Origin of the sequence: Streptomyces sp. 13-12-16, assembly GCF_002114215.1 — a bacterium.
Classification (GTDB): domain Bacteria; phylum Actinomycetota; class Actinomycetes; order Streptomycetales; family Streptomycetaceae; genus Streptomyces.
On the sequence record NZ_NCTE01000037.1, the window covers coordinates 1 to 11,841 of the forward strand.

General features: G+C 72.2%; 9 protein-coding genes. 4 read left to right on the forward strand and 5 right to left on the reverse strand.

What is annotated here, in order from left to right; all coding sequences use genetic code 11:
- Together B7767_RS01750 and B7767_RS01755 are read right to left on the reverse strand one after the other, a co-directional pair.
- The coding region (locus B7767_RS01750; RefSeq protein ID WP_107485738.1) for a response regulator at window positions 1-701 on the reverse strand (701 nt) is incomplete at its 3' end.
- Window positions 698-2,335, reverse strand: a complete 1,638-nt coding sequence (locus tag B7767_RS01755) for a sensor histidine kinase (RefSeq protein ID WP_085570528.1) — start codon at window positions 2,333-2,335, stop codon at window positions 698-700. The genes B7767_RS01755 and B7767_RS01750, both read right to left, overlap by 4 nt.
- 157 nt (window positions 2,336-2,492) lie before the next feature.
- Between B7767_RS01755 and B7767_RS01760 the strand changes: the two genes are divergently transcribed.
- From B7767_RS01760 to B7767_RS01775, 4 genes are all read left to right on the forward strand, one after another.
- The gene (locus tag B7767_RS01760) at window positions 2,493-3,890 is read left to right on the forward strand and encodes a cation:dicarboxylate symporter family transporter (protein WP_085570529.1); all 1,398 of its coding nucleotides are present in this window, start codon (window positions 2,493-2,495) and stop codon (window positions 3,888-3,890) included.
- Between the two features lie 204 nt (window positions 3,891-4,094).
- Complete coding sequence (locus B7767_RS01765) at window positions 4,095-4,523, forward strand: MerR family transcriptional regulator (protein WP_085570530.1); 429 nt, start codon at window positions 4,095-4,097, stop codon at window positions 4,521-4,523.
- A 14-nt stretch (window positions 4,524-4,537) separates the two neighbouring features.
- Window positions 4,538-4,873, forward strand: coding sequence for a co-chaperone YbbN (locus B7767_RS01770; protein WP_179167000.1), 336 nt, complete (start codon window positions 4,538-4,540; stop codon window positions 4,871-4,873).
- A gap of 192 nt (window positions 4,874-5,065) precedes the next feature.
- Complete coding sequence (locus tag B7767_RS01775) at window positions 5,066-7,297, forward strand: AAA family ATPase (protein ID WP_179167001.1); 2,232 nt, start codon at window positions 5,066-5,068, stop codon at window positions 7,295-7,297.
- Window positions 7,298-7,312: 15 nt separating this feature from the next.
- On the opposite strand, the gene glgB is transcribed toward B7767_RS01775, so the two are convergent.
- From glgB to B7767_RS01790, 3 genes are all read right to left on the reverse strand, one after another.
- Complete coding sequence (gene glgB, locus B7767_RS01780; RefSeq protein WP_373408174.1) at window positions 7,313-9,511, reverse strand: 1,4-alpha-glucan branching enzyme; 2,199 nt, start codon at window positions 9,509-9,511, stop codon at window positions 7,313-7,315.
- A gap of 338 nt (window positions 9,512-9,849) precedes the next feature.
- A complete protein-coding gene (locus B7767_RS01785; RefSeq protein WP_085570534.1) occupies window positions 9,850-11,268 on the reverse strand; it encodes a maltokinase in 1,419 nt (472 codons plus the stop codon).
- Window positions 11,269-11,556: 288 nt separating this feature from the next.
- The coding region (locus B7767_RS01790) for an alpha-glucosidase C-terminal domain-containing protein (RefSeq protein ID WP_179166999.1) at window positions 11,557-11,841 on the reverse strand (285 nt) is incomplete at its 5' end.

The following is an 11,841-nucleotide window of genomic DNA, read 5'->3' on the forward strand; positions in this document are numbered from 1 at the left end:
CCCCCCTTCCCCACCCCCCGAACCCACCGATAAACCAGCTCCGGCCGCCCCACCTGCCCGTAAACCGGAGCCCGCCCGGCCCTCCCCGCCTCCACCAGGTGCTCCAGGTACCGCCGGGCCGTGATCCGGGAGATCCCCACCGCCTCGGCGACCCCCGCCGCGGTCAGCCCGTCCTCCACCTCCCGCAGTGCCCCCGTCACCCGCTCCAGCGTCGGTCCGCTCAGCCCCTTCGGCAGCGCGGCCGGGCCCGGCGCGCGCAGTGCCGCCAGGGCCCTGTCCACCTCGTCCTGTCCGCTGGCCTCGCCCACCGCCGCGTGGAACTCGGCGTACCGCACCAGCCGGTCCCGCAGGGTCGCGAACGTGAACGGCTTCAGCACGTACTGCACGACCCCGAGCGACACCCCCTCCCGCACGACCGCCAGGTCCCGTGCCGACGTCACCGCGATCACGTCGGCGTGGTGCCCGGCCGCCCGCAGCGAGCGCGCGAGCTGGAGTCCGTGCACGTCGGGCAGGTGCAGGTCGAGGAGGAGCAGGTCGACGGGGGTGCGGTCCAGTGCCCGGCGGGCCTCCGCCCCGCTGTGCGCCTTCCCCACGGCGACGAACCCGGGCACCCGCCCGACGTACATCACATGGGCGTCGGCGGCCACCGGGTCGTCCTCGACCACCAGCACTCTGATGGGCTCCCCGGCCACTCCGCTCATACGGCGCCTCCCGCGCTCTCCACGACGGTGGAGCCCCTCAGCGGCAGCCGCGCCTCGAACACCGCGCCGCCCCCGTCCCCGGACGTCACCGACAGCACCCCGCCGTGCCGGCCCGCCGCCTGCCGTACGAGCGCCAGGCCCAGCCCCCGCCCGCCCGGCCCGGCCGGCTTGGTCGTGAAGCCCCGCTGGAAGACCGCCTCCGTGTGGTCCGGGTCCACGCCGGGGCCGGTGTCGGAGACCCGCAGGATCAGCTCCGAGCCGTGCTCCTCGGTCCGTGCCGTCACCGTCACCCGCGGGTGCAGCCCGCCCTGTGCCGCGTCCACGGCGTTGTCGATCAGGTTGCCGAGGATGGTGACCAGGTCCCGGGCGGGCAGGGTGTCCGGGAGGAGGCCGTCGTCCAGGCGGCTGTCGTCCGACACCACCAGTTCCACGCCCCGCTCGTTGGCCTGGGCGGTCTTGCCGAGGAGCAGTGCCGCGAGGACCGGCTCGCTCACCGCCGCCACCACCTGGTCGGTGAGGGCCTGCGCCAGCTCCAGCTCGGCCGTGGCGAAGTCGACCGCCTCCTCCGCGCGGCCCAGCTCGATCAGCGAGACGACGGTGTGCAGCCGGTTCGCCGCCTCGTGCGCCTGCGACCTGAGCGCCTGGGTGAAGCCGCGCTCGGAGTCCAGCTCGCCCATCAGCGACTGGAGCTCGGTCACGTCCCGCAGCGTCACCACCGAGCCGCGCTGCTGGCCGCCGGTGACCGGTGAGGTGTTCACCACCAGCACCCGGTCCGCCGTCAGGTGCACCTCGTCCACCCGCGGCTCGGAGGCCAGCAGCGCACCCGTCAGCGGTGTGGGCAGCCCCAGCTCCGCCACCGACCTGCCCACCACGTCCTCCTCCGGTGTCACGCCCAGCAGCTCCCGGCCGCCGTCGTTGATCAGCGCGACCCTGTACCGGCCGTCCAGCATCAGCAGCCCCTCGCGCACGGCGTGGAGCGCGGCCTGATGGTAGTCGTGCATGTGGCTGAGCTCGGTCGCGTTCATGCCGTGGGTGTGCCGGCGCAGCCGCGCGTTGATGACGTACGTGCCGATCGCGCCGAGCCCGAGGGCGCCGGCCGCGACCGCGAGCAGCGCCGTGAGCTGTCCCCGGGCGCGCTGGCTGATCTCCTCGACCCTTATGCCCGCGCTGACCAGGCCGGTGATCCGGTCGCCGTCCCGGATCGGGGTGACCGCCCGGACCGACGGGCCGAGGGTACCGGTGTAGGTCTCGGTGAAGGTGCGGCCCCGGAGTGCCGGGCCGGTGTGGCCCTGGAAGAGCAGGCCGATCTGGTCGGGGTCGGGGTGGGTCCAGCGGATGCCCCGCGGGTCCATGATCGTGACGAAGTCGATGTCGGTGTCCCGTACCACCGCCAGCGCGTACGGCTGGAGCTCCGCCGACGGGTCGGGGGTGCGGATCGCCTCCCGCACGGAGGGCGAGTCGGCGATCGAACGGGCCACGGAGGTGGCCTGACGGCCGGCCGCCTGCTCGGCCTGGCTGCGGTCGCTGACGTACGTGAACAGCGCGGACCCGGCCACGACGACCGCGATGAGCACGGCCTGCATGGCGAAGAGCTGGCCCGCGAGGCTGCGGGGCCGGGGGAGGGGGATGCGCATGCCGCCAGTCTGCCTCCGGGGTCCACGGTGAACTAAATGAACGGAAGGGTGACCGCGCTCACAAGGCACGACATAGTCACGGCGTTCCCCGAAAACCCATCCCCCGGACGTGAGCCGCACGCCGGTGATGCCGACGACGTCGTCAAGGAGGGCCGCCGTGACCAGCACAGCCGCTACGGCACCTGCCGAACCCAAGGCAAAGCGGGACCGCACGCACTATCTCTACATCGCGGTGATCATCGCGGTCGCCCTCGGTATCGCCGTCGGTCTGATCGCGCCCGACTTCGCGACCGAGCTGAAGCCGCTCGGCACCGGCTTCGTGAACCTGATCAAGATGATGATCTCGCCGATCATCTTCTGCACCATCGTGCTGGGCATCGGCTCCGTGCGGAAGGCCGCCAAGGTCGGCGCGGTCGGCGGTATCGCGCTCGGCTACTTCATGGTGATGTCGGTCGTCGCGCTCGCCATCGGCCTGATCGTCGGCAACATCCTGGACCCGGGCACGGGCCTCGCGGTCACCGACGCCGTCAAGGAGACCGGTCAGGCGCAGGTCGACGCGGAGGCCAAGAGCACCGTCGACTTCCTGATGGGCATCATCCCGACCACGATCGTCTCCGCGTTCACCGCCGGCGAGGTCCTGCAGACCCTGCTGGTCGCCCTGCTCTGCGGCTTCGCCCTCCAGGCCATGGGCTCCGCCGGGCAGCCCGTCCTGCGCGGCATCGAGCACATCCAGCGGCTGGTCTTCCGCGTCCTGGCGATGATCATGTGGGCGGCCCCGATCGGTGCCTTCGGCGCCATCGCGGCGGTCACCGGCTCGGCCGGCGTCGACGCGCTCAAGAGCCTCGCCGTGCTGATGCTCGGCTTCTACGTCACCTGCGTCCTGTTCATCTTCCTGGTGCTGGGCACGATGCTGCGCCTCATCGCGGGCGTGAACGTCTTCTCGCTCTTCAAGTACCTGGGCCGCGAGTTCCTGCTGATCCTCTCCACCTCCTCGTCGGAGTCGGCGCTGCCGCGCCTCATCGCGAAGATGGAGCACCTGGGCGTCAGCAAGCCGGTGGTCGGCATCACCGTCCCGACCGGCTACTCCTTCAACCTCGACGGCACCATGATCTACATGACCATGGCCTCGCTGTTCATCGCCGACGCCATGGGCACGCCGATGTCGATCGGTGAGCAGATCCCGCTGCTGCTCTTCCTGCTGGTGGCCTCGAAGGGCGCGGCCGGTGTCTCCGGTGCGGGTCTCGCCACGCTGGCCGGTGGTCTCCAGTCGCACAAGCCGGCCCTGGTGGACGGCATCGGCCTCATCGTGGGCATCGACCGCTTCATGAGCGAGGCCCGCGCCCTCACCAACTTCGCGGGCAACGCCGTCGCCACCGTCCTGATCGGCACCTGGACCAAGGAGATCGACCGGGCCCGGGTGGACGAGGTCCTCGCCGGCCGCGCCCCCTTCGACGAGAAGACGCTGCTGGACGACCACGCCGCCGGCGGCGACCCGGACGAGCCCCGCGCCGAGCTGTCCGAGCCGGGCGGCGAGAAGGAGCTGGCCAAGGCCTGACGGCCACCGACGCCACGCCCCACAGACCCGGGCGGCTGGGTACTCCCCCCGTAGCTCAGCCGCCCGGTCGCCGGAGGCCCGTCGCCCGTATCCGGGCCTCCGCAGCCGCCGAGCGGCCGGACCCCACCCCCGTGGGTCCGGCCGCTCGGCCGTTTCCGTCCCGTCCTTGCCTTGACGCCGACGTCAAGGCTTACGTTCGTCGGTATGCGAATCGGCGAGCTGGCCGCACGGGCCGGGACCACCACGCGGACTCTGCGGTACTACGAGTCACGCGGGCTGCTGTCCGCGCGGCGCACCGGCAACGGGTACCGGACCTACGACGAGAGCGATCTGAGGCTGCTGCGGCAGATCCGCACGCTCCAGGACTTCGGGTTCGGCCTGGAGGAGACGCGGCCCTTCGTGGAGTGTCTGCGGGCCGGGCACCCCGAGGGCGACTCGTGCCCCGCCTCGCTCCAGGTCTACCGGCGCAAGCTGGACGAGCTCGACGCCCTGATCGGCGAGCTGCGCGCGGTACGGGCGAAGGTCGGCGAGCAGTTGACGCGCGCCGAGCGGGCGCGGGACGGACTGGCCGCCGACGCGGCGGTTCCGGGCGGTCCGGAGCCGGTGTGCGAACTGGGAGGGGAACTGCGATGAGCAGGGCGAGCGGTGTGCCCGAGGTGACCGACGCGGACTTCGGGGAGGAGGTGATCGGGGCGGAGCTGCCGGTGCTGGTGGAGTTCACCGCCGACTGGTGCCCGCCGTGCCGGCAGATGGCGCCGGTGCTGAGCGCGCTGGCCGCCGAGGAGGAGGGCCGGCTGAAGGTCGTCCAGCTGAATGTGGACGCCAATCCCGACACGACCAACGCCTACAAGGTGCTGTCGATGCCGACCTTCATGGTGTTCCGCGATGGGGAGCCGCTGCGGTCGATGGTGGGGGCCAGGCCCAAGCGGCGGCTCCTGGAGGAGCTGGCGGACGTGCTCCGACCCGGTACGACGACCCGGTGAGAGCTGGGGCGACCTGGTACGCGGCACAAGAGAACCCCCGGGCAATTGCGCCCGGGGGTTTTCTTTGCGTATATTCGTTGATTCGCGACTTCATTTCCGAAGAAGTCATACGGAAGTCGCAGTGAAGTTCAGTGACCACAGTATATCCGGGCGGGAGCGGAATTGTCAAACACCGAATTTCCGGACGAGGAATTGCGGCAGGAACAGCAATTCGTCGACGGACTGTACGCACGCGTGGACGTCCTGCGCGGCGACGCCGAGGTGTCCGTCACGGAGGCGCTCGCCCAGGGCCACACCCCCAGGCAGGCCAGGCTGGAGCGGGACATCCTGGTCGCCGAGCGCTCCGGGCTGCTCGCCGCGCTGAACGCGGTGGACGGCTCCCTCTGCTTCGGCCGCATCGACCTCGCCTCCGGCGACACCCACCACATCGGCCGCATCGGCCTGCGCGCCGACGACGCCGAACGCACGCCCGTCCTCATCGACTGGCGCGCCGACGTGGCACGCCCGTTCTACCTGGCCACCGGCCACACCACGATGGGGCTCAGGCGCCGTCGGCACATCTCCACCGAGGGCCGCCGGGTCACCGCCCTGCACGACGAGGTCCTCGACCTCGGCGACGACACCCGCACCGGCCACGAGGACCCGACCGGCGACGCCGTGCTGCTCGCCGCGCTCAACTCCGCGCGCACCGGCCGCATGGGCGACATCGTGCGCACCATCCAGGCCGACCAGGACCGCATCATCCGCGCCCCGCACCGCGGGGTCATGGTCGTCGAGGGCGGCCCCGGCACCGGCAAGACCGCCGTCGCCCTGCACCGCGCCGCCTACCTGCTCTACGAGCACCGCGAGCTGCTGGCCCGCCGCGCCGTCCTGATCGTCGGCCCCAACCCGGCGTTCCTCGGCTACATCGGCGAGGTGCTGCCCAGCCTCGGCGAGACCGGTGTGCTGCTCGCGACCGTCGGCGAGCTGTACCCCGGCGTGAGGACCACCCGGACCGACACCCCCGAGGCCGCCGCCGTGAAGGGCCGCGCGGAGATGGCCGACGTCCTCGCCGACGTCGTACGCGACCGGCAGGCGCTGCCCGACCCGGTGATCGCGATCGAGCACGACCGCGAGGTCCTCATGCTCGACGACGGCCTGGTGAACGTCGCCCGCGAACGCACCCGCGCCGCCAAGCTGCCGCACAACGCGGCCCGCGAGCACTTCGAGGGCCACATCCTCAACGCGCTCACCGACATGGTCGCCGAACGCATCGGCACCGACCCCTACGACGGCTCCAACCTGCTCGACCCCAGCGACATCACCCAGATCCGCGACGAGCTCGCCGAGAACCCCGAGGTCTGGTCCGCCATCGACCGACTGTGGCCGAGGGTCACCCCGCAGCGCCTGGTCGCCGACTTCCTCGCCGCCCCCGAGGGCCACCTCTCCGACGAGGACGCCGCCGCGGTCCGCCGCCCGGTCACCCGGCACTGGACCGTCTCCGACGTGCCCCTGCTCGACGAGGCCGCCGAACTCCTCGGCGAGGACGACCGCCTCGAACGCGAGCGCGCCGAACACGAACGGCAGAAGCAGATCGCCTTCGCACAGGGCGTGCTGGACGTCTCGTACGCCTCCCGGACCTACGAGTTCGAGGACAAGGAGGACGACGACCCGGACTCCTCCGAGGTGCTGTCCGCGCACGACATCATCGACGCCGAACGCTTCGCCGAACGGCACGAGGAGGACGACCACCGCAGTGCCGCCGAACGTGCCGCCGCCGACCGCACCTGGGCGTTCGGGCACATCATCGTCGACGAGGCACAAGAACTCTCCCCGATGGCGTGGCGGCTGCTGATGCGGCGCAGCCCCACCCGCTCGATGACCCTGGTGGGCGACCCGGCGCAGACCTCCGAGGCGGGCGGCGTCGGCTCCTGGGCGGACATCCTCACCCCGTTCGTCGGGGACCGCTGGGAGCACACCCGGCTCGGCGTCAACTACCGCACCCCCGCCGAGGTCATGGACGTCGCCGCGGCGGTGGTGCGTGCCGAGCACCCCGGCTTCGAGCCGCCCGGTTCCGTCCGCTCCACGGGCGTACGGCCCTGGGCCCGCGCCACCGACGACCTGCCCGGCGCCGTCGCCGGGGTCGTCGCGGAACTCACCCCCGACGAGGGCCGCCTCGCGGTCATCGCCCCGCGTGAACTGCACCGCGCCCTGGCCGCCCGCCTCGACGGGGTGACGGCGGGCGCCGAACCCGACCTGGCGCACGCCGTCGTGCTGCTCGACCCGCGCCAGGCCAAGGGGCTGGAGTTCGACTCGGTCCTGGTCGTCGAGCCGGGCCGCTACGGCACCAGCGACCTGTACGTGGCGCTCACCCGCGCCACCCAGCGGCTCGGCGTCCTGCACACCGAGCCGCTGCCGAAGCCGCTGGCCGACGCCCTGGACTGAGCGGAAGCCCGGTGCTCAGGCCGGGCGCAGCCACACCGTCGCCAGGGGCGGCAGGGTCAGCCGGATGCTCGCCGGGAACCCGTGCCGTCCCTGCGGCTCCGGCTTGACCGGGTCCGGACCGGTGACGTCACCGCCGCCGTAGCGGCCGGCGTCGGTGTTCACCACCTCGTGCCAGGCGGGCACGTCGTCGGGGACGCCGATCCGGTAGTCCTGCCGGACCACCGGGGCGAAGTGGGAGACCGCGAGCAGCGGGGAGCCGTCGGAGTCGTACCGCAGGAACGCGAACACGTTGTCCTCGGCCGCGTCCCCGGTCACCCACCGGAAACCGGACGGATCGGTGTCGCCCCGCCACAGCGCCGGGGTGTGCCCGTACACGGTGTTGAGGTCGCGCACCAGGTCGCGCACCCCGCGGTGGTCGGCCGCGGCGCCGTAGTCGGGGTCGAGGAGCCACCAGTCCGGGCCGTGCGCCTCCGACCACTCCGCTCCCTGCGCGAACTCCTGCCCCATGAAGAGGAGCTGCTTGCCCGGATGGGCCCACATGAAGCCCAGGTAGGCCCGCAGGTTGGCGCGCTGCTGCCACCAGTCGCCGGGCATCTTCGACACCAGGGACCGCTTGCCGTGCACCACCTCGTCGTGGGAGATCGGCAGCACGTAGTTCTCGCTGTAGGCGTACACCATCGAGAACGTCATCTCGCCGTGGTGGTAGCGGCGGTGGACCGGCTCGTGGCTCATGTACTGGAGCGAGTCGTGCATCCAGCCCATGTTCCACTTCAGGCCGAAGCCCAGCCCGCCGAAGCCGCTGGGACCCTTGTGGTGGGTGGCCCGGGTGACGCCGTCCCAGGCCGTGGACTCCTCCGCGATCGTCACGACCCCCGGCACCCTGCGGTACACGGTGGCGTTCATCTCCTGGAGGAACGCCACCGCGTCCAGGTTCTCCCGGCCGCCGTGCTCGTTCGGCGTCCACTGGCCCGGCTCGCGCGAGTAGTCGAGGTAGAGCATCGAGGCGACCGCGTCCACGCGCAGCCCGTCGATGTGGAACTCCTCGCACCAGTACAGGGCGTTCGCCACCAGGAAGTTGCGCACCTCGCGCCGCCCGAAGTCGAACTCCAGGGTGCCCCAGTCCGGGTGCGCGGCCCGCAGCGGGTCCTCGTGCTCGTACAGCGGCCGCCCGTCGAACTCCGCCAGCGCCCACTCGTCGCGCGGGAAGTGCGCGGGCACCCAGTCCATCAGCACCCCGATCCCGGCCCGGTGCAGGGCGTCGACCAGGTACCGGAAGTCGTCCGGGGTGCCGAGGCGGGCCGTGGGCGCGTAGAACCCGGTGACCTGGTAACCCCACGAGCCGCCGAAGGGGTGCTCGGCGACCGGCATCAGCTCCACGTGGGTGAAGCCGAGGTCCCCGACGTACGCGGGGAGCTGCTCGGCGAGCTGCCGGTACGTCAGTCCCGGCCGCCAGGACGGCAGGTGCACCTCGTAGACGGAGAACGGCGCCCGGTGCGCGGGCACGGCCGCCCGGCGCTCCAGCCATTCCGCGTCGCCCCACTCGTACGCCGACGACGTGACGATCGACGACGTGGCCGGCGGGACCTCCGTACGGCGGGCCATCGGGTCGGCGCGCAGGGTCTTCGAGCCGTCGGGGCGGGTGATCTCGAACTTGTACAGCTCGCCCTCGCCGATCCCCGGCACGAACAGCTCCCACACCCCCGTCGAGCCCAGCGACCGCATGGGGAAGCCGGTGCCGTCCCAGAAGTTGAAGGTGCCGCACACCCGCACCCCGCGCGCGTTCGGCGCCCACACCGTGAAGCGGGTGCCGGTGACGCCCTGGTGGGTCATGGGGTGCGCGCCGAGGACCGTCCACAGCTCCTCGTGCCGCCCCTCGCCGATCAGGTGCAGGTCGAGCTCGCCGAGCGTGGGCAGGAAGCGGTACGCGTCCTCCGTCTCCTGCACCGTCCCCTCGTACGTCACGAGCAGCCGGTACGCCGGGACCTCGCCCAGCGGCAGCAGTCCCGAGAAGAAGCCGTCGCCGTCGTCGTGCAGCTCGACGGTGAGGCCCCCGGAGACGACGGTCACCGCGAGGGCGTACGGCCGCAGCGCCCGGAAGACGACCCCGCCGGGCACCGGATGCGCGCCGAGCACGGAGTGCGGTGCGTGATGCGTCCCGCTCAGCAGCCGCTCCCGGTCGGCGGCGTCCACGGCGGGGGAGACGACGATCTCCATCTCGGGCGGGGCGGGCTGGTGGGCGGGGGCGGCCTTCGCCGCCGTCTTCTTCGCCGTGGTCTTCTTGACGGGGGTCTTCTCGGCCACGGCCTTCTTCGCGGCCTTCTCCGCCGGGCTCTTGGCGGCGGCCTTCTTCGTCGCGGCCTTCTTCACCGTCGCTTTCCCGGTCGCCGCCTTCTTGGCCGTGGCCTTGGCCGCCGAGGCGGCCTTCTTCCCGGCGGCCTTCTTCGTCGGCTCGGCTGCCGCGGGCTGCCGCTCGGCCGGCTGCTCCGGATGCGGACCGCTGGACTCGGGGCGGGGGGTCACGGGCGAAGCCTCCTGGACGCGGGTCGGATGGGTCAGATCAGGTCGGTCGTGGCGAGCCGGTGCGCGGCGGCCATCGGTACGGGCAGCCACTCGGGACGGTGCCGGGCCTCGTAGACCACTTCGTAGACCGCCTTGTCGGTCTCGTACGCGCGCAGCAGCACCGGGTCGGTGCGCGGATCCCGGCCGGCCGCCTCCGCGTAGCCGGAGCAGTACGCCGCCCGGCACCGCACGGCCCAGTCCGGCTGAGGCGGGTTCACCGAACGTGCCGCGTAGTCGAAGGACCGCAGCATGCCGGCCACGTCCCGCACCGCCGGCTGCGGCATCCGGCGCTCGGCCAGCGGACGGGCCGGTTCCCCCTCGAAGTCGATCAGCGACCACTCTCCGGTCGGCGCACGCAGACACTGCCCGAGGTGCAGATCGCCGTGCACCCGCTGGGCGGTCCAGACGCGCCCCTCGGTGGCCAGGTCGTCCAGCGCCGTGAACGCCGAACGCAGCCCGTCCGCGTACGGCCGCAGCGCGGGCACCGCGTGCACGGCCGCCTCCAGCCGCTCGGTCATGCCGGCGACCAGGGAACGGAGCTGGGCGTGCCCCAGCGTGACCGTGGGCAGTGTGCGGGCCAGCGCGGTGTGCACCTCGGCGGTGGCCCGTCCGAGGGCCCGCGACTCGGCGACGAAGTCCTCCCCTTTGGCCAGTTCCCGCAACGCCAGCTCCCAGCCGTCCGTCGCGCCCTGCACGAACGGCTGGAGCACCCCCAGGACGTACGGCTCGGCCGGGGGCGGCGGGCCGGGGGGCTCCTCGGGCTCCGCGACCAGCCAGGCCGTCGGCGGGGGCACCCGGGGGCAGCCCACGCGGGCCAGCGCCAGCGGCAGCTCCAGGTCGGGGTTGATCCCGGGCACGATCCGGCGCAACAGCTTCAGGATGAACGTATCTCCGTAGACGACCGACGAGTTCGACTGCTCGGCGGTCATCAGGCGCGGCACCAGACCGGACCGGATCTCCTGGCGCGGGTCCCGCTCGAAGCGAAGCCCGCCGATCCGGGCCTGGGTGCGCAGCGCCTCCAGGAGCAGTTCGGCGGGCCGGGTGTCGTGCAGGGCCTCGTAGACCGTCCGTCCGGCCAGCGGGCCCCGCGTCACATGACCGATCAGCGCGGGCGCCAGCCGGGGCGGCAACGCCTCGCGCACGCCTATGAGCAGTTGGTAGCAGTCGCCGGGCTGCTCGGGAGTGCCGTGGCCCGGCTGGAGCGGCTGGTGCGCGCGCACCAGCAGGTGGTACAGGCCCAGCTTGGCCGTGGGCGGCAGCAGTTCGGTGGCCGCGACCAGGGAGAACCCGGTGACGGGGCGGCCCTTGCCCGCGAACCAGCGCTGCCGCGGCAGCCATTCCCTCAGCAGTGGATCCAGTGACGCAAGGAGGCCGGGCGGGGTCGTGACGGTGCGTGTGACGGCTTCCGACATGGCGTCGCGTTCCTTTCCGCGTCGGTTGCGGAGGAGCGTCGGGTTGCGTGAAGGGTGCCCAGGGCGGGACGGAGGAAACCGTCCCGCCCTCATGGTGGCCAGAGGCCTCACCGGCGGATGCGGAGCCGGAACCATTGGCGTTCACGCCGCCCCAAGCGGGAGCGTGTCCTTACCGATCACTCGGGAAGGTTTCACGCGACAAGCGCGTGCGGTTGATGACCGAGCCACCCTCCCCCAGTGCCTGAAGGGCCTGGGAGGTGCCCCCATGGCGGGCTCGAACCCTGTTCATCAGGGAGGAGTGACCGTATCACTACTCACCGTGCTCTCGTGTCGCAGCCGGAACCAGTAGAAGCCGTGGCCCCCGAGGGTCAGCAGGTACGGCAGTTCGCCGACGGCCGGGAAGCGCACCCCGCCGAACAGTTCGACCGGGTGCCGTCCCCCGAAGGCGCTGAGATCGAGCTCGGTGGGCTGGGCGAAGCGTGAGAAGTTGTTGACGCAGAGCACCAGGTCGTCCTCGTACTCGCGCAGGAAGGCGAGGACGGCGGGGTTGGAGGACGGCAGCTCGGTGTAGGA

What these genes read in the sequence shown, in the direction of transcription:
- B7767_RS01755 (WP_085570528.1), bottom strand. Translation starts at nt 2,335, where the DNA reads ATGCGCATCCCCCTCCCCCGGCCCCGCAGCCTCGCGGGCCAGCTCTTC.
- B7767_RS01765 (WP_085570530.1), top strand. Translation starts at nt 4,095, where the DNA reads ATGCGAATCGGCGAGCTGGCCGCACGGGCCGGGACCACCACGCGGACT.
- glgB (WP_373408174.1), bottom strand. Translation starts at nt 9,511, where the DNA reads ATGGAGATCGTCGTCTCCCCCGCCGTGGACGCCGCCGACCGGGAGCGG.
- B7767_RS01785 (WP_085570534.1), bottom strand. Translation starts at nt 11,268, where the DNA reads ATGTCGGAAGCCGTCACACGCACCGTCACGACCCCGCCCGGCCTCCTT.